Origin of the sequence: Acinetobacter gandensis, from assembly GCF_001678755.1 — a bacterium.
Taxonomy (GTDB): domain Bacteria; phylum Pseudomonadota; class Gammaproteobacteria; order Pseudomonadales; family Moraxellaceae; genus Acinetobacter; species Acinetobacter gandensis.
The window spans coordinates 25,999-42,828 of the sequence record NZ_LZDS01000023.1 but is presented as its reverse complement, the minus strand read 5'-3'; the positions used below and the strand labels follow the sequence as shown (position 1 = coordinate 42,828).

The following is a 16,830-nucleotide window of genomic DNA, read 5'->3' as shown; positions in this document are numbered from 1 at the left end:
TTTGGTTCTAAAGTTTGATTTTAAAGCTTAAATAAATTAGCTGAAAAACGATCAAGTTTAAATGTAAAAATTGACTGATTTTGTAAGTCGTACACAACAAACAAAATATGTCATTCATGGATAGAACTCTCGGTTTAAATAAGGAGCGTCAATGACATTTACACTGGTTTAAAATTAAAAAAATGTTGAAAAACTCAATGAAAAATATAAGAAAAAAGTCACATAAATAACTTTGTAATAATCTATAACCACGCCGCAGTCTTATATTTGATCTGATAAAAATTTGATTGACGATCATCATTTTAAACGGCATAAATGAGAAAATATCGATGCATTGATTCGTCCTATTTTAGGAGAATGAGTGCAGAACAATAATCAAGAAAATAAAAACAATAAACAGCTCGTACAGTGGGGGATATCATGACGATACAGCGAGCAACTCATTGGCAAAATTGGTCGGGCTCATTTTCTGCGACGCCAAAATTTGCACAACCGCAAAATATATTTGAACTACAGGGATTGGTTAGGCAGAACAAAAAAATTCGTGTTGTGGGAGCAAGTCATTCCTTTAATGGGTTGGTACAAACGGATGATCTGTTAATCAGTTTGGAGCAGATGAAAGGCATAACCGACATTGATGAAGAGCGCTGTCAGAGTGTGGTACAGGGGGGGACGCGCTTATCAGATCTTGGAGAAAAGCTGGCAGTTTTCGATCAGGCCTTAATAAATCAAGGAGATATTGACCGACAAAGTTTAGCTGGTGCAATTGCGACGGGAACGCATGGGACAGGTTTAGAACTGCCGTGTTTGTCAGCATTGGTACATGGTTTTGATCTGTTAACGGCACAAGGTGAAATTCTTCAGTGTAATTCAGTAAAAAACAGTGAAATCTTCTATGCAGGCCGCGTGGCGATGGGAAGTTTTGGAATTTTGACAAAAATTCAAATGCAAAACCGCCCGATGTATAAACTTAAAGAACAAACACGATTATGTGCCCTTAGCGAATTGATGCAACACATGCAGCAGTGGCAATATCAACATCGACATATCGAGTTTTGGGCATTTAGCCATGCCGATCAAGTGATCTTAAAAACTTTAGATGAAACTGAGGAGGATTTAATTGCCCGACCGAATGAATGGGTCGAAGAAGATGTACTCTTAAATTTTTGTGCTGAATTGACACGGCTTTGCCCAAAGCTAAATCCATGGCTGCAAAAATTTTTAGGTGTATTTATTCAACCTGTAACTGTGGTGGATTGGTCGAGTCGTATTTTTCCTTCGGTTCGGAATACCAAGTTTAATGAGATGGAGTACCAAATACCTTTACAGCACGGTCTGCAATGCTTTGAAGAAGTGTTATATACATTGAGACGCCATAAAGCGCCGATGTTTTTTCCGATTGAATATCGTTTGGTGCGCGGAGATGATATTTGGCTGAGTCCTTTCTATCAGCAAGTTTCTGTTTCAATTTCCATACACCAATTTTATAAACAAGATTATCAAGCTATTTTTAAATGGGTTGAGCCAATTTTACTTAAATACGGTGGCCGACCACATTGGGGCAAAATTCATAGCCTACAGGCGGCGCAGTTAAGAACGTTATATCCGAAATGGGATGAGTTCATGCAGATTAGACAGGAGCTTGATCCAACACAAAAGTGGATTAACCCTTATTTGCAAAAATTATTTTTTGAATAATCTGGAAGATAAGATATTAATAAAGATATTGGAGCATATGCATGGATGCATATTATCAACAATTGAATACCTTGCTCAAACACATTGGTACAGGTATGCCCCAGTTAATCGTGGATGTTGCCGCATTAAATCACAACTTGGTGATCACTCAGCAGCAAATACCACGCAGTCTGCATCCTCGCTTGGTGGTGAAATCCTTGGCATGCATGGCATTGCTTCAACATTGTGCTACACAGCTCAAGACACAGCGTTACATGCTGTTTCATTTTGCACACCTGAAAACACTTTTCGAGTCGATGCCGCAAGCTGATGTGTTGTTTGGAAAACCGATGCCGATTCAGGCCTTGAACCATACAGACAAGGCGTTTTTGCAGGCAACGCAATTGCAAGTGCAATGGCTGATTGATAGTGAACAGCGTTTAGGCCAATACCTAAAATTTGCTGAGCAGCATCAACTGTGTCTACGCATTAATATTGAAATCGATGTGGGGCTACACCGTGGTGGCCTGAAAACCATCAATGAGCTAAAGGCTATTTTGGATGTAATCATTCGACATCCTCAACATTTAAAATTTTCAGGATTGATGGGCTACGACGCACATGTGGCGAAGATTCCACGACTGATTCAATCTGCTGAACAGACTTATCAACTGTCACAGCAAAGTTATCAACAATTCAAAGATTATTTACAACAGCGCTATCCGTCCTTATGTGATGAACACACCTGTTGGAATGGTGGTGGTAGTCCTAGTTTTAGTTTTCATTGTCAGCAGAGCGTCTGTAACGAAGTCTCATTTGGTTCGATGCTGTTAAAACCCGCAGATTTTGAACTGAAAGCTTTGCACGCTTTTCAAAATGCCTTGTGGATCGCCACACCTGTGCTAAAAGTGTTATCGCGGACAGAATTACCGCAGTTAGAATGGTTAAGTCGTTGGGCAAAATCTCAGGCTGTGTTTATTTATGGAGGTTATTGGCGAGGGAACTATGTTTATCCTCAAGGCAGTCAGCCCCATGGGTTATATGGTCGTAGTAGTAATCAGGAACTTGTGCAAATTCCACAGACAAGCAGCATAGAAGTGGATGATTATGTTTTTTTTCGCCCTGCGCAAAGTGAAATGATTATCCCTCAATTTGCACAGCTTTGGTGGTACCAAGCCGATCGACTCATGGCCTTCGAGACGTTCAGAGAATAAAAAGAGCCCGTTTGGACTCCTTTTTTAGGCTCAATGATTTTGAAAAAAAGCTCAGGATTTGAAGCTTAATCAAATCCACCGTAGTGAATACCAGTGAGGTTCGACATTTCTTTTTTCCATGTGGTCAGATCATCTTTGCAGAATTGATTGAGATGATGATGTCCGCAGGCACGTGCCATGACTTGCATCAGTTCAACGGATGCATTTAGAAAATTCGCCAGTTGTTGTGCCGATTTGTCTATTTCTAAACGACGACGTAAATGATCTTATTGCGTGGCGATGCCAACAGAACAATCATTGGTCTGACAGGCACGCATACCTAAACAGCCAATGGCTTGCATGGCAGAGTTTGAAATCGCGATGGCATCTGCTCCCAAAGCCAGTGCCTTAATAAAGTCAGCGGGTACACGAAGTCCACCTGTGATCACTAAACTAATATCTGACCGTCCTAAACGGTCTAAATGACGACGCGCACGTGCCAGTGCAGGAATGGTTGGAACAGAAATATTGTCACGGAATAGCGTAGGTGCTGCACCTGTACCACCACCACGGCCATCTAAAATAATGTAATCGACACCAATGGCGATAGCCGCATCAATATCTTTTTCAATATGCTGTGCAGACAGTTTAAAGCCAATCGGAATACCGCCAGTTTCTTCGCGGATATAATTCGCAAAGTCTTGATATTGAGACAGTTCCGTCCAGTCAGGGAAGGTCGCTGGTGAAATTGCTGCGGTGCCTTCTGGTAATTTACGCACTTCTGCAATCTTACCAACCACTTTATGGCCTGGCAGATGTCCTCCCGTACCTGTTTTTGCCGCTTGACCGCCTTTAAAATGAAAGGCCTGACACTTTTTAACTTTTTCGATGTCATAGCCAAAACGACCTGATGCAAGTTCATAAAAATAACGTGAGTTGGTCACTTGTTCCTCAGCAAGCATTCCGCCTTCACCTGAGCAAATGCCTGTACCTGCAAGTTCAGCACCTGTTGCAAGGGCAACTTTGGCTTCTTGAGATAACGCACCAAAACTCATATCTGACACAAACAGGGGGATTTTGAGTTTTAAGGGTTTTTTAGCATTTGGGCCAATTACCACTTCGGTTGCTACGGGTGCATCATCTAACAATGGAATTTTCCACAGTTGTGCGGTGATCAGTTGAATGTCCTCCCATTTCGGGAGTTGATTGAAAGGCACGCCCATGGCAGCTGTCGGGCCATGATGTCCAAATTTACTTAAGCCATTGCGTGCAAGTTCCAAGATCAATTTATTATGTGGTTCTTCTGGCGCGGGCGCAGAGTCAGCATATAGGCCTTGGTATTGATCACGCTTATATTGTTGAGGATTTCTTTTCTCCCACGCTTGAATTTCTTCAAGATCGACATACACCTGATCGCCTTCCACCCACGCTTTAAATTTTTGCAGATTTTTATTCAGATAACGTGGGTTGATGCCCGTTTTATAAATATAGTGCGAGCCATGCAGTCCACAGACGATTTTATCCCCTTGAATATGGGCATCGGCCATAAGTGCGCCGCGATGCTGACAGCGACCATACATGACCACAACTTGTTCTGCATCATCATCTTCAAGCCTTAAGACCATAAGATGGACATTGACTGCGAGCGCATAAGCGGGTTGGAGCGGTTTTAAACTCGACCAAGATATAAGTGAATGTGCTTGCATGATACCTGCCTAAATAGAGATTTCAGTGGGTATAGGTGTTCGAAATTCGGAATAATTTTATGAATTAGAACGCGATTATTATGTTGACAGCATAAAGCGCATTTCGGCTTAAATCTGCTTGAATTATCAGGAGTCTTGTAAAAGGCGGTAGAAAAATCAACTTCCATGGGATTAGAGGTTTATTAAAGTTGGCAGGGCGTGTAAAATTTAGGTCGAAATTTATTTATCCACCGTTTTTATCTTTTGAGGGATTCCCTCGATCATAATCTCGCGGTGATATGCTCTATTGTACGGGGCATCACTCCTTAAGGATTTTCTATGCCAATTATCACTTTGCCAAATGGCGATCAAAAAGAATTTGATCATGCCGTATCTGTGATGGAAGTTGCTCAAAGCATCGGTCCTGGTCTTGCAAAAAATACAGTTGCAGGTCGTGTAAACGATCGTTTAGTAGATGCATCTGATCTGATTACCGAAGACGCAAGCCTTCAAATTATCACGCCTAAAGATGAAGATGGTATTCATATCATTCGTCACTCTTGTGCACATTTAGTGGGTCATGCAGTTAAGCAACTGTTCCCAGAAGCAAAAATGGTAATTGGTCCTGTCATTGAAGAAGGTTTCTACTATGACATTTGGATGCCACGTCCATTCACTTTAGATGACATGGCAGCGATTGAAGAGCGTATGAAAAAGCTCATCGATCAAGATTATGATGTCATCAAAAAAATGACACCACGTGACGAAGTGATCAAAGAATTCACTGCACGTGGCGAAGAGTACAAACTCCGTCTGATTGAAGACATGCCTAACGAAACAGAAATGGGCTTGTACTATCATCAAGACTACTTGGATATGTGTCGTGGTCCGCACGTTCCAAATACTAAATTCCTAAAATCATTCAAACTGACTAAAATCTCTGGTGCTTACTGGCGCGGTGATGCGAAAAATGAACAGTTACAACGTATTTACGGTACAGCGTGGGCAGACAAAAAACAGCTTGCTGCTTATGTAAAACGTATTGAAGAAGCTGAAAAACGCGATCACCGTAAAATTGGTAAAGCACTTGATTTGTTCCATATGCAAGAAGAAGCACCGGGTATGGTGTTCTGGCATCCGAACGGTTGGACAATTTACCAAGTTCTTGAACAGTACATGCGTAAAGTTCAACAAGCGAACGGCTATGAAGAAATTCGTACACCGCAAGTGGTTGATTTCACGCTTTGGGAAAAATCTGGACATGCTGCAAACTATGCAGACAACATGTTTACGACACATTCTGAAAACCGTAACTACGCAGTAAAACCGATGAACTGTCCTTGTCACGTACAAGTGTTCAACCAAGGTTTAAAATCATACCGTGATTTGCCAATTCGTTTGGCTGAGTTCGGTTCGTGTCACCGTAACGAACCATCGGGTTCATTGCACGGCATTATGCGTGTTCGTGGCTTTACCCAAGATGATGCACACATTTTCTGTACCAAAGAGCAAATTGGTCAAGAAGTGGCTGACTTCATTCAATTGACTTTAGATGTGTATAAAGACTTCGGTTTCGAAGAAGTGCAGATGAAGTTGTCTACACGTCCAGAGAAACGTGTGGGTGATGATGCACTTTGGGATATGGCTGAAAAATCTTTAGCAGATGCTTTAGATGCTGCCGGTTTGGAATGGGAACTTCAACCGGGTGAAGGCGCATTCTATGGTCCGAAAATTGAATTCTCACTGAAAGACTGCTTAGGCCGTGTATGGCAATGTGGTACAATCCAATGTGACTTTAACTTACCAGAACGTCTTGATGCATCTTATGTAACTGAAGATAACGATCGAGATCAACCAGTTATGTTGCATCGCGCAATTCTTGGCAGTTTCGAACGTTTTATTGGTATACTTATCGAACACTACGCTGGCTTTATGCCACCTTGGTTGTCACCAATCCAAGCATGCGTAATGAATATTACAGATTCACAAGCTGAGGCAAGTGAGTCAGTCGTCGCTAAACTTAAAGAAAACGGTATTCGTGCTATTTCTGACTTGAGAAATGAGAAAATCGGCTTTAAGATTCGTGAACGCACATTAGAGCGTATTCCATACTTATTGGTACTTGGGGACCGTGAAGTAGAGGAAGGTACTGTAAACGTACGTACACGCTCTGGAACAAATTTGGGTACTATGTCTATCGATGCTTTCGTTGACCTAGTAAAAGCAGCCGTTGCCGAACGCGGCCGGTACATTGTGGAGTAACAGCGATTAAACAGCCTGACCGTAATCAACAGGGCGGTAACAAATCAAACCGTCCTGCCTTGAATGATGAAATTCGTGCAAAAGAAGTCCGTCTTGTAGACGAAAATGGCGAGCAAAAAGGTATCGTAAGCTTGGCTGATGCCTTACGTGCTGCAGAAGCAGTTGAGCTTGATCTTGTTGAGATCGTAGCGAATGCTGAGCCACCAGTTTGTAAGATTATGGACTTCAACAAGCATTTGTTTGATCTTAAGCAAAAGCAGAAAGAAGCGAAGAAAAAACAGCATCAAGTACAGGTGAAAGAAATCAAGCTACGCCCTGGTACTGATGTAGGTGATTACAACGTAAAACTACGTGCAATTATCAAGTTCCTTGAAGAAGGCAACAAAGTCAAAATCACCCTTCGTTTCCGTGGTCGTGAGATGGCTCACCAACAACTGGGTCTTGCTCAATTGCAAAAAATTGAAGCTGACGTAGTTGAATTTGGTGTTGTTGAACAAATACCAAAAATGGAAGGTCGTCAAATGGGTATGCTACTTGGACCTAAACGTAAAAAGTAAGCACTCATTGAGCGAAAAAGCCCTGCACTAGCAGGGCTTTTTTTACGTCTAATCATTAGAATTAATTTATTCAGCAAGACGTTGCTGACTTGCCTCTACAATTGGAATATTGGCTTCAGTAGGTACATAAATAATTTGTTGAATACGTCCATCACGTAACGCTTCACCAAAGGCGCCAATAAATTCTTGTTTACGGTATTCAGGGTATTCTTTGGCCGCTTGCCCGACTAATTTAATTGCTTGTGCACGAAGTTTAGCACTTTCAAGTTCGGCTTTTGCTACCTGAACCTGAATCATTTTGGATTGTTCCGCTTCAGCGAGTGCAGCTTGACCATCCATTCCTTGTTTCCAAACTTTATAATGCGGCCATGCAAACATCAATAATAAAATCAGTATTAAGGCGAAGAATAATATGACAAATAAGCTAAGTGGGCTGATTGAGTTATGGCGGATATAATTCATTATTGATCCTATTATGATCGGGCAATTTTTATTGGTTATAGCGCTGAGTATATTGGAAAATAAAGAATTATGTATAAAAAATAATCTAAAAATAATGAAATATATACGCTAACGATTAACCTTTGTTGTGTGCTTTAACAGCTTAAAAAGAATGTGTCTGCTTAATTTTTTAGATAGAAAATCGTTGTATTAAATTTAGACAAGTCGATATTTATAGAAATGAAGCTCACTATTACGCTGCGAGAATACTAAGTCATATATTGAAAAGTAGTTCATAAATACAGCAGTAAAATTCAAAAAGGCTTAAGGTTTTTGCAAGAATTTCATGTTATAAACGAAAGATAAGATTGAATAAGTTCAACAAGAAACATAAGTTTTAGGACATCGTTATGATTGATCTATACTATTGGGGCACGCCCAATGGCCATAAAATTACCATTGCCTTGGAAGAAATGGGGCTGGAATATCAAATTTTCCCGATTAATATTATGGAAGATGATCAGTTTCAACCTGACTTTTTAAGGATTTCTCCAAACAATAAAATTCCTGCCATCGTTGATCAAAATGGACCGCGCGGCGAATCAATTTCAGTGTTTGAATCGGGTGCAATTTTACAATATTTGGGGCGTAAAACGGGTTTGTATTACCCTGAAGATGAATTTGAGCGTGTTGAAGTTGAACAATGGTTAATGTGGCAAATGGGTGGTTTTGGACCAATGCTTGGACAAAATCATCACTTTAGTCGTTTTGCACCTGAGCGTATTCCGTATGCAACGGAGCGTTATGTGAATGAAACCAAACGTTTATATAGAGTATTGAATCATCAGTTAATCGGGCAAAAATTCGTGGCAGGTGAATACTCTATTGCAGATATGGCCATTTTACCTTGGATCTTACGTCATGAGTGGCAGCAAATTCAGCTCGAAGAGTATCCTTATGTGAAAGAATATGTTGAGCGTTTAACCGCTCGACCCGCAGTGCAAAAAGCATTATCGATACAAGTCTAAAAAAAGAGCATGGAAACATGCTCTTTTTTTTATTGAATAAAGAGTAACTTTTTCCACCACGGTTTTTCTGTTTCTTGAGTGGTGGTGAGGGAAAATGGTTGTACAGCTACAAATGGATAGGCCACACCATTTTCAATATAAGGTTTAAATTTAGCGCGTAAAAGTGAACGTTCAACTCGTTGATCAATTTGGGTGATCCCTGAGCTTTTGACTAATTCGGCCTTTTTAATTTCGCCTGTCGTCAAAACATATAATTTAAAGGCTAACTCACGATTTTGATTGCCAAGTTCTGCATTATTAAAATCAAACACAGGTCTTTTTAGCCAAACAATTTCACCACGTGTGTGAACTTCTTGTTTGGCAGCGTTTGTTGGTATTTCCGCATGTAAGGCGGTCAAACTTTGCAGCAATATTAAAATACTCAAGGCAATAGTTTTTTTCATAGATCTAGTTTTTAAGTTTTATCAATAGATGTGACGCAGATTAAAAGTGTCCTGCTTGAATGTAAATTGCATAAAGGCTTAAATTGAGTTTTAAGCTGGAAACAAAAGAAAATTATCGTGCTGTGTTAGAATGCGGCGCTGCCGAAATAAATACATTGTTGACAGTCTAGTTGGATGATTTTGTGATGAAAGACTTTTTCTTAAATTTTACCCGCATTGTTGAAAATAACCCAAGAATCTATTGGAGTATTATTTTTGGTATTGCAGGCTGTTTAGTTCTATTCATCGCTGAAATTGTGCATGTGCAAAATATTCTTGCAGATTTACATACCAAGGATCAAAGCATCATGCGGGCTGCAATTGAGCCGATTTCGCAGCAATATAAATGGTCTAGAATCGTGGTTATTATTGCCGCAGTAATTTGGTCGAACGTTGAATATCTAAAGTCGAAGAAAAAGTTAGGGCTTTAAGTATCTACATATGGCGCTCATTGCTTTATTTCTAAGTGCGTTTGGAGCTGCAACGTTATTACCGCTTCAATCTGAAGCAGTACTCTTAGGTTTACTGGCGCAAGGTCAATGGAGTGCTGCGGCGCTTATTAGTGTGGCAAGTGTTGGAAATATTTTAGGTTCATGTGTGAACTGGTGGCTCGGCCTTAAAATTGAACATTATAAAAATAAGTCGTGGTTTCCAGTGTCTGAAGTCAAAATGCTGCAAGCGCAGGGCATCTACCAAAAATATGGTTATTGGTCACTGCTTTTAAGTTGGCTGCCGATAATTGGTGATCCAATCACCTTAATAGCGGGCTTAATGAAAGAAAACTTTTGGCGCTTTGTTTTGATCGTTACAGCAGCAAAAGTTGCACGTTATTTAGTGGTTTATTTAGTTTTTATTGGTTTCTTTGCATAAAAAAGACAGAGGATATTTTATTTATCTCTGTCTTTTTGTCTTTGTACGAAGATTTTAGTTATTTACAACTATTCAATCTAAATTGAATTTCATCTTTAAAGTTCGATTTTTTATAGACCCATAGCGTGCTCGCTGTACGTTTGACAGAGATTTGACTATTTCTCAGTGCTTGAACCACTTTCTGATCAATTGCATAAATGCCTGAACCCTGCTTGATCTTCACCTTTTTCACTTGCCCGTGTTTATCCACTTTGAAGTTGAATTTGACTTTACGATCATGCTGCTTCAATTCACTGCTATTGATGTCTAAATTAGGTTGAGCGGCATATTTAAAAGTAGTTTTTTTATCTGCATTTTGTGCATTCCAAACTTTTGAATCAAAGTTGAAATCACATTCAGGTGTATTGCCTTTAACCCTTAAATTAAAGGCTTGATAACCAATAATCGCTTTGGCCTCGCCATTTTCTGTGTGCGGTTTCACTTCAGCTTTTTTAACCGCTTGAATCAAAATACGATCCAGTGCATCGACACCTGTACTTTCTTCAACACTCGCATCGGTAATTTTACCTTTGGCATTTGCAGCTACCCGAATAATGGCAGCTCGGTCACGTTGTTTTAAATCTTCATTGGCGTAAATCGGTTTTGGGAAAATTGACCAATTTAAACGAGTAGTAAGATGTGCTGGCGCAACGTCAATATTTTGTGCAGGGAGTTGATGGGTTTTAGTTGATGCACTGAATGCTGTAGTAAATGGAATACTAACGAGAAGAGATAAGCACAGGATTTGTTTCATAGGTTTCGTCTTGCATCACTCATAGGGTGATTTTGCTTCAATATTGCTGCGCAGTATTTCCTGTATTAGAAATACTGGCAAGGTTTAAATGAAAAATAGCCGATTATTTTTTCGACTGATGTGTGATGTCGACGCCAAACAAGTCTCTGGTTTTTGCCCAACTAATCGCGACGACCGCCATGGTCATGCAGCCACCAAACAACGTCGCCATGATGGTGCCCATATATTTTGCTGCTAAACCGGATTCAAAAGCCCCAAGTTCATTACTGCTAGAGACAAACATGCCATTTACTGCTGCAACACGACCACGCATATTTTCAGGTGGATAGAGTTGTAAAATCGTTTGACGTACAACAACGGAAACGCTGTCACATGCACCGGTCATTGCAAGAGCAAAGAGGGAAAGCCATATGTTATTTGAGAAAGCAAAAAGAATGGTAAATACGCCAAAACCTGCCACTGCAAGCAGCATGTTGCGCCATGCATGATGGGTGGGCGGAAACTTGGTGAGTGCAATCATGGTGATTAATGCACCGATTGAAGGTGCAGCACGTAAGTAACCTAAACCTTCAGGACTAACTTTTAATATGTCTTCAGCAAAAATGGGTAATAGGGCGATTACACCGCCAAAAAGTACAGAGACCAAATCTAAGGAAATAGACCAAAGTACGATTTTAGTTTTCCAGATAAAGCGAAAACCTTCGCTCAGACTGTCTTTTAAATTATCTGATTCAATTTTGGGAAAGCTACGTTTGCTAAGTAAATTAATCAGCACAAAACATACACTCAGGAGGCCTGCAACGGTGAGTAGACTAGTTTCACGACCTAGAAAAGCCAGCATAAAACCGCCTAACATTGGGCCGATAATCACGCCACTTTGCCAGCCAATGGTGGTCCATGTTGCGCCATTGGCATACAACTCACGTGGAATCAAAAAAGGCTTGAGTGATGTTGCAGATGGATTGTAAAAACCACGAATTGTCCCGAGGCCAAAAATTACGGCATAAATGCCCCACGATAATTGATCGACATTGATTTTTTCTAAACCATAATTATGAAATAAGGCCCAAAGTATCAATGGCATGGGTACTGAAAAAAACAGACATATTTTCATAATGGTCTGTTTATTAAAGCGGTCAGCAAAATAGCCGCCCCACAACGAGAGTGCAATAAATGGAATTGCTTCAGCCAGTCCAATAAGGCCTAGAGTTAAAGGGTCTTTGGTGATTTGATACAGAGAATAAGCAACGATAATTTCTTGTATCAAAATGGCTAGAGTAAGGCAAAACTGATTTAGCGTCACAATCGAGAAGTCTCGATAACGAAGAGCTGCAAAAGCATCCTGTGCAGATTTCATAATTGGTCTTTTGATTTGATGTGCGCATATTATATAAGCCTTCTGCTGAGATGTTTATAAATTCATCGCACATGCTTTATCAGAAAATCGACTAAGATTAATTTCAGCATAAAATAATCGCTTTCGTTTTAATCAAAGATCCTTTAGAATATTCGCTCCCTTACCTGCAGGTCGTTTTTGCAATGGTGCAGACGTTCCGAACAGGTGTTCAAAAGAGGTTGTTATGCCTAAGATGAAAACTCGCCGTGGTGCAGCAAAACGCTTTAAAGCGACTGCAACCGGTTTTAAGCGTAAACAAGCGTTCAAACGCCACATTTTGACCAAAAAATCTGCTAAGCGTATTCGTCAATTACGCGGCTGTGTAATGGTTCACGTAAGTGACGTTGCTTCAGTTCGCCGTATGTGCCCATACATCTAAGGAGATTTATAAATGGCTCGTGTAAAACGTGGTGTACAGGCGCATCGTCGTCATAAAAAAATTCTTGCTCGTGCTAAAGGTTACTACGGCGCTCGCTCACGTGTTTATCGCGTAGCGTTCCAAGCGGTAATCAAAGCAGGTCAATATGCTTACCGTGACCGTCGTCAAAAGAAACGTCAATTCCGTGCTCTATGGATTGCGCGTATCAATGCTGGTGCTCGTCAAAATGGTTTGTCGTACAGCCGTATGATTGCTGGCTTGAAAAAAGCTCAAGTAATTATCGACCGTCGCGTACTTGCTGACATCGCTATGCATGACGCAGTTGCGTTTGCTGCTTTAGCTTCTAAAGCTAAAGATGCATTGGCTGCATAAGTCTTTATGACTTGAAAAAGACCGCTTTTAGCGGTCTTTTTTTATGGCTAGTTTTATGATTGAAAGGGCAATGTGTGATTTAATCAATCCATTCAGCCCGACATGATTAATTCTCAAATGCGCAAACAATACCATTTTCGCCAAGTGGGTGAGGATATCTATATTTGGGATGTACACAGCCTTGTTGCATTAAGCGAAAAACTAAACGTCAAAGAAATTCTTATTACCGATATTCAAGAATTAAACGAAGCCTATTGGTTTCCTGACACACATCCGACAACTCAGCAAATGATTGAACATATGCAATTGGTCAATGCGGCTGATTTAAGTTATCCGATTATTTTATGTGCTGAAGGGCGCGTAATGGATGGTATGCATCGTATTGCTAAAGCAATTTTAGGACATCAAACGCATATTTTAGCTGTACAATTTGAACACACGCCTAAACCAAACTTTATCAATGTGGATGAGGGTGATCTAGATTATGCATGAGAATAAAGATTAACCAATGCCATGAATGCTGCTATCGTGGTATTCATTCAGTCCACTGAAATAGAATAAAAGTCATGAAAAGAATAAATGTGGTTGGTACATCTGCTACAGGAAAGTCGATATTTTCTAGAGCCTTGGCAGAAAAACTCTGTTTGCACTATATTGAATTGGATAATCTATTTTGGTTAGATGACTGGCAGGAATGTCCCGATAAAATCTTTTTTGCGCGCATTGAAGCAGAAGTAAAGCAAGCAAAAAATGGTTATGTGATTGATGGGAATTATACACGTAGTATTCCAGTGAAATGGGCAGAAATAGATACCGTGATTTGGTTGGATTTGCCCTTTCCGATTAATCTTTATCGATCAATTAAACGCGCTTTGAGTCGAGCCTTGACTCAGCAAAACTTATGGGCTGACTCAAATAATCAGGAAAGCCTTTGGCGTATGTTTGGGCGTGATTCGATCGTTTGGTGGATGATCAAAACGCATAAAAAGAACCGTGAAAAATACCTTAATATGATGAACGCAGCTGAATATCAACATATTCAATGGATTCATTTAAAAACGCCCAAACAAGTAGAACAATTTTTAGATCAGCTTGATTCATACGAATACGAGATGTAGCTTCAAATGATTTTTAATTCAGTCATTGGTTACACAAAATAGCTTTAATTATTCTTGTGCACGATTCCTAATGAGATTAAATATTGAGAATAAAAAAGGAAGACACAATGCTTGCTGAAATTCGTGGTATGGGACAGGGGAGCATCACTGTTGAATTGCAAATGATTCCGCGAAAAGGTGAATCCGTTAAAATTATGTATGGTGCAGATGCACAGCTAGAAGGTGAAGTGGTTTCAGTCAATCACTATATTAATCAACATCGTGATGAGCATCGTGTTCAACTTGAGATTCGACCATTTAATTATTTAATCACTACCTAATAAAAAAGCACTTTATGAAAAGTGCCTTTTTTTGATCGATAAAAATTAGGATGGTTGCAATTAACGCTTATAGTCCAAAATAATAAGCCAATAGGCAGATAATCACAGTAATAAGAATAAGCGTAATGACGCTACCTGCACCTGGTTTATGTGATGAATGTGGCGGCGTTATTTTACTGTGTGCTGCTTGGCGATGATCAGTTTTAAAACCATCGAGTGGGGAGTTTTCAATCTTTGGATTTAAACGCGCAGTTTTGTAATGGTTGGCAATTTTGACAATCAGTTTAGCGGTTAAATCTTCAATTTTTTGTAAAAAATGCCGTAGGTTGAGTTGCTCTTCAGGTGTTAAAACCGTGCCATCGTCATGATAGGGATGTTGAATTTTGGCCTCAATAAAGCTGTTTAAGGCGTCTAAGCGGTGCAGACTATCATGGGCAAAATCTGCTTGGGCATCTGTGGGGAGCAGCGATAGATACACAGAGTCTGTTTGTTCTGAATCTGCTGGTATATTTTTTCCAAAATAAGGTGAGCCTAAAAGAGTGGGTTCAACAAAACCTTCTGCTAATTTCTGCTCAAATAGCTCATCGTTGGTATAGTTACGAATATCATCCCAATTCGGTTGCAGCAAATCGGCATCGACACGTTTAATTAATTTATGATTTAAGTCATAACACCATAAGGTTTCACGACGGACTTGGATTTGTTGTGCTTTCGGGATTTCATAATCATTGTCTGCGGTGTACCACTCAGCCAATTCTTTACCAAAAATCCATGCCTGCTTTTTATTTTGTTCATGGCTCACAATGAAGTGTGCGAAAGGTAATAGTTCCACGTTGGTATTTGGGTTTTGTTCATCATTTAAAAGACTTGAGCTATGTAAACTCAAGCGACGAACCCCTTGTTTTTTTAAGCCTTCGAGCCAAACTTGAAAATGTTGCGCCAACAAATGCTGCGAAAGTAGATCACGAAAATGGAAACTGTGCTGATCAAAAATACTGTGCTGCAGCCAGCGCTGGAAACTTAAATCCTGATTTAGGAATTCATTGCCGTACGTCACTAAAGTGAGTTGTTGTTTCCAGATTGGATCAAGTGCCATAGAGATAGGATCCCGTTGAAATTGCATTTATTTTATACTTTTTTTAAATCTTGATGCTATTGCAATTTTAACTTGCGAATGCGCTTCATCATAACGGCTAAAAACTGTTAGAATAAGGGGTTTATATATTTTTTTAAATTGTTGCTTTGAGAGTTACTATGTCACTGGAAGCCCTGACCACTGAAGCGCTCGCTGCGATTGCAGCAGCAGAGGACCTTGCTACACTCGACCAAGTGCGAGTGCAATTTACAGGGAAGAAAAGCCAGCTCGCGGAACAATCGAAGTCACTCGGTAAAATGGACCCGGACGAACGTAAAGTTTTTGGGGCTCAAATTCATGCCGTTCGTGAAGCGATTACAGGCGCACTGACTGCTCGTCAAGCTGAATTACAAAAAGCTGCATTAGAACAAAAGCTTGCTAGCGAAACGATTGATATTTCATTACCTGGCCGTGGTCAAACGGTGGGTAGTATTCACCCTGTCACTCAAGTACAAGAACGTATCTGTCAATTCTTTACGAAATCAGGTTTTACAGTTGCGACTGGTCCTGAAGTTGAAGATGATTATCACAACTTTGAAGCATTGAATATTCCAGGTCACCATCCTGCGCGTGCTATGCACGATACTTTCTATTTTGATGTGAACCATTTGTTACGTACGCATACTTCCGGTGTGCAGATTCGTACGATGGAAACTCAGCAGCCTCCAATTCGTATTGTCTGCCCAGGCCGTGTATACCGCTGTGACTCAGACCAAACGCATTCACCAATGTTCCACCAAATTGAAGGTTTATACGTTGCAGAGAATACGAGCTTTGCTGAGTTAAAAGGTTTGTTAGTGAACTTACTGAACGAATTCTTTGAAAAAGATTTGAAAGTACGTTTCCGTCCATCTTACTTCCCATTCACTGAGCCGAGTGCTGAAGTGGATATTATGGATGAGCGCGGTAAATGGTTAGAAGTATTGGGCTGCGGTATGGTGCATCCTAATGTATTGCGTTCAGCGGGTATCGATCCTGACAAATATAAAGGCTTTGCCTTTGGTTTAGGTGTAGAACGTTTTGCAATGTTACGTTATGGCATTAATGACTTACGTATGTTCTACCAAAACGATGTGCGTTTCTTACGCCAATTTGCTTAAACAGATTTTTTATTAATCCTCT

General features: G+C 40.2%; 19 protein-coding genes. 13 read left to right on the top strand and 6 right to left on the bottom strand.

The genetic code is table 11. The features are described from left to right. Nucleotides 1–420: 420 nt before the first annotated feature. Entirely contained in the window at nt 421–1,698 is a 1,278-nt protein-coding gene (locus A9J31_RS07335) for a D-arabinono-1,4-lactone oxidase (protein ID WP_067763486.1), read from the top strand. A 41-nt stretch (nt 1,699–1,739) separates the two neighbouring features. Beyond that, nucleotides 1,740–2,891: an alanine racemase gene (locus A9J31_RS07330; RefSeq protein ID WP_067763483.1), complete on the top strand. Its 1,152-nt coding sequence runs from the start codon at nt 1,740–1,742 to the stop codon at nt 2,889–2,891. A gap of 266 nt (nt 2,892–3,157) precedes the next feature. Here A9J31_RS07330 and A9J31_RS07325 read toward each other — a convergent pair whose 3' ends face one another. Next, on the bottom strand, nt 3,158–4,576 hold the full coding sequence (locus A9J31_RS07325; RefSeq protein ID WP_213029712.1) for a glutamate synthase-related protein: 1,419 nt from the start codon (nt 4,574–4,576) through the stop codon (nt 3,158–3,160). A 318-nt stretch (nt 4,577–4,894) separates the two neighbouring features. On the opposite strand from A9J31_RS07325, the gene thrS reads away from it, so the two are divergent. Together thrS and infC are read left to right on the top strand one after the other, a co-directional pair. Then, nucleotides 4,895–6,817 (top strand): threonine--tRNA ligase, encoded by a 1,923-nt coding sequence (gene thrS, locus A9J31_RS07320; protein ID WP_067763481.1) that lies wholly within the window; start codon nt 4,895–4,897, stop codon nt 6,815–6,817. 5 nt (nt 6,818–6,822) lie between these two features. Continuing rightward, nucleotides 6,823–7,374, top strand: a complete 552-nt coding sequence (gene infC / locus A9J31_RS07315; RefSeq protein ID WP_081410291.1) for a translation initiation factor IF-3 — start codon at nt 6,823–6,825, stop codon at nt 7,372–7,374. Nucleotides 7,375–7,440: 66 nt separating this feature from the next. Here infC and A9J31_RS07310 read toward each other — a convergent pair whose 3' ends face one another. Next, a complete protein-coding gene (locus A9J31_RS07310; protein ID WP_067763479.1) occupies nt 7,441–7,836 on the bottom strand; it encodes a hypothetical protein in 396 nt (131 codons plus the stop codon). 389 nt (nt 7,837–8,225) lie between these two features. Here A9J31_RS07310 and A9J31_RS07305 point away from each other — a divergent pair, with 389 nt between their 5' ends. Then, nucleotides 8,226–8,843, top strand: coding sequence for a glutathione S-transferase N-terminal domain-containing protein (locus A9J31_RS07305; RefSeq protein ID WP_067763477.1), 618 nt, complete (start codon nt 8,226–8,228; stop codon nt 8,841–8,843). Between the two features lie 29 nt (nt 8,844–8,872). Here A9J31_RS07305 and A9J31_RS07300 read toward each other — a convergent pair whose 3' ends face one another. Further along, nucleotides 8,873–9,286 (bottom strand): energy transducer TonB, encoded by a 414-nt coding sequence (locus A9J31_RS07300; protein WP_081410290.1) that lies wholly within the window; start codon nt 9,284–9,286, stop codon nt 8,873–8,875. 185 nt (nt 9,287–9,471) lie between these two features. Here A9J31_RS07300 and A9J31_RS07295 point away from each other — a divergent pair, with 185 nt between their 5' ends. Continuing rightward, entirely contained in the window at nt 9,472–9,756 is a 285-nt protein-coding gene (locus A9J31_RS07295) for a hypothetical protein (RefSeq protein ID WP_067763475.1), read from the top strand. A gap of 10 nt (nt 9,757–9,766) precedes the next feature. Further along, the gene (locus tag A9J31_RS07290; RefSeq protein WP_067763473.1) at nt 9,767–10,195 is read left to right on the top strand and encodes a YqaA family protein; all 429 of its coding nucleotides are present in this window, start codon (nt 9,767–9,769) and stop codon (nt 10,193–10,195) included. 58 nt (nt 10,196–10,253) lie between these two features. Here A9J31_RS07290 and A9J31_RS07285 read toward each other — a convergent pair whose 3' ends face one another. Beyond that, nucleotides 10,254–10,988, bottom strand: coding sequence for an energy transducer TonB (locus tag A9J31_RS07285; protein WP_067763470.1), 735 nt, complete (start codon nt 10,986–10,988; stop codon nt 10,254–10,256). A gap of 103 nt (nt 10,989–11,091) precedes the next feature. After that, a complete protein-coding gene (locus tag A9J31_RS07280; protein ID WP_067763468.1) occupies nt 11,092–12,345 on the bottom strand; it encodes an MFS transporter in 1,254 nt (417 codons plus the stop codon). 223 nt (nt 12,346–12,568) lie between these two features. Here A9J31_RS07280 and rpmI point away from each other — a divergent pair, with 223 nt between their 5' ends. From rpmI to A9J31_RS07255, 5 genes are all read left to right on the top strand, one after another. Continuing rightward, complete coding sequence (rpmI, locus tag A9J31_RS07275; RefSeq protein ID WP_067763466.1) at nt 12,569–12,763, top strand: 50S ribosomal protein L35; 195 nt, start codon at nt 12,569–12,571, stop codon at nt 12,761–12,763. A gap of 12 nt (nt 12,764–12,775) precedes the next feature. Next, nucleotides 12,776–13,135: a 50S ribosomal protein L20 gene (gene rplT / locus A9J31_RS07270; RefSeq protein ID WP_004647525.1), complete on the top strand. Its 360-nt coding sequence runs from the start codon at nt 12,776–12,778 to the stop codon at nt 13,133–13,135. Nucleotides 13,136–13,252: 117 nt separating this feature from the next. After that, nucleotides 13,253–13,627 carry a hypothetical protein gene (locus tag A9J31_RS07265; RefSeq protein WP_067764115.1) on the top strand — a complete coding sequence of 125 codons (375 nt, stop codon included), beginning with the start codon at nt 13,253–13,255 and terminating at the stop codon, nt 13,625–13,627. Between the two features lie 74 nt (nt 13,628–13,701). Then, entirely contained in the window at nt 13,702–14,253 is a 552-nt protein-coding gene (locus A9J31_RS07260) for a P-loop NTPase family protein (RefSeq protein WP_067763464.1), read from the top strand. Nucleotides 14,254–14,360: 107 nt separating this feature from the next. Further along, the gene (locus tag A9J31_RS07255) at nt 14,361–14,573 is read left to right on the top strand and encodes a hypothetical protein (RefSeq protein WP_067763462.1); all 213 of its coding nucleotides are present in this window, start codon (nt 14,361–14,363) and stop codon (nt 14,571–14,573) included. 67 nt (nt 14,574–14,640) lie between these two features. Here the strand turns inward: A9J31_RS07255 and A9J31_RS07250 are convergent, their stop codons facing one another. Beyond that, complete coding sequence (locus tag A9J31_RS07250) at nt 14,641–15,669, bottom strand: hypothetical protein (RefSeq protein WP_067764112.1); 1,029 nt, start codon at nt 15,667–15,669, stop codon at nt 14,641–14,643. A gap of 158 nt (nt 15,670–15,827) precedes the next feature. On the opposite strand from A9J31_RS07250, the gene pheS reads away from it, so the two are divergent. After that, nucleotides 15,828–16,808: a phenylalanine--tRNA ligase subunit alpha gene (gene pheS, locus A9J31_RS07245; RefSeq protein ID WP_067763460.1), complete on the top strand. Its 981-nt coding sequence runs from the start codon at nt 15,828–15,830 to the stop codon at nt 16,806–16,808. Nucleotides 16,809–16,830: the final 22 nt, after the last annotated feature.

What these genes read in the sequence shown, in the direction of transcription:
- A9J31_RS07335 (WP_067763486.1), top strand. Translation starts at nt 421, where the DNA reads ATGACGATACAGCGAGCAACTCATTGGCAAAATTGGTCGGGCTCATTT.
- A9J31_RS07330 (WP_067763483.1), top strand. Translation starts at nt 1,740, where the DNA reads ATGGATGCATATTATCAACAATTGAATACCTTGCTCAAACACATTGGT.
- A9J31_RS07325 (WP_213029712.1), bottom strand. Translation starts at nt 4,576, where the DNA reads ATGCAAGCACATTCACTTATATCTTGGTCGAGTTTAAAACCGCTCCAA.
- thrS (WP_067763481.1), top strand. Translation starts at nt 4,895, where the DNA reads ATGCCAATTATCACTTTGCCAAATGGCGATCAAAAAGAATTTGATCAT.
- A9J31_RS07310 (WP_067763479.1), bottom strand. Translation starts at nt 7,836, where the DNA reads ATGAATTATATCCGCCATAACTCAATCAGCCCACTTAGCTTATTTGTC.
- A9J31_RS07305 (WP_067763477.1), top strand. Translation starts at nt 8,226, where the DNA reads ATGATTGATCTATACTATTGGGGCACGCCCAATGGCCATAAAATTACC.
- A9J31_RS07300 (WP_081410290.1), bottom strand. Translation starts at nt 9,286, where the DNA reads ATGAAAAAAACTATTGCCTTGAGTATTTTAATATTGCTGCAAAGTTTG.
- A9J31_RS07295 (WP_067763475.1), top strand. Translation starts at nt 9,472, where the DNA reads ATGAAAGACTTTTTCTTAAATTTTACCCGCATTGTTGAAAATAACCCA.
- A9J31_RS07290 (WP_067763473.1), top strand. Translation starts at nt 9,767, where the DNA reads ATGGCGCTCATTGCTTTATTTCTAAGTGCGTTTGGAGCTGCAACGTTA.
- A9J31_RS07285 (WP_067763470.1), bottom strand. Translation starts at nt 10,988, where the DNA reads ATGAAACAAATCCTGTGCTTATCTCTTCTCGTTAGTATTCCATTTACT.
- A9J31_RS07280 (WP_067763468.1), bottom strand. Translation starts at nt 12,345, where the DNA reads ATGAAATCTGCACAGGATGCTTTTGCAGCTCTTCGTTATCGAGACTTC.
- rpmI (WP_067763466.1), top strand. Translation starts at nt 12,569, where the DNA reads ATGCCTAAGATGAAAACTCGCCGTGGTGCAGCAAAACGCTTTAAAGCG.
- rplT (WP_004647525.1), top strand. Translation starts at nt 12,776, where the DNA reads ATGGCTCGTGTAAAACGTGGTGTACAGGCGCATCGTCGTCATAAAAAA.
- A9J31_RS07265 (WP_067764115.1), top strand. Translation starts at nt 13,253, where the DNA reads ATGCGCAAACAATACCATTTTCGCCAAGTGGGTGAGGATATCTATATT.
- A9J31_RS07260 (WP_067763464.1), top strand. Translation starts at nt 13,702, where the DNA reads ATGAAAAGAATAAATGTGGTTGGTACATCTGCTACAGGAAAGTCGATA.
- A9J31_RS07255 (WP_067763462.1), top strand. Translation starts at nt 14,361, where the DNA reads ATGCTTGCTGAAATTCGTGGTATGGGACAGGGGAGCATCACTGTTGAA.
- A9J31_RS07250 (WP_067764112.1), bottom strand. Translation starts at nt 15,669, where the DNA reads ATGGCACTTGATCCAATCTGGAAACAACAACTCACTTTAGTGACGTAC.
- pheS (WP_067763460.1), top strand. Translation starts at nt 15,828, where the DNA reads ATGTCACTGGAAGCCCTGACCACTGAAGCGCTCGCTGCGATTGCAGCA.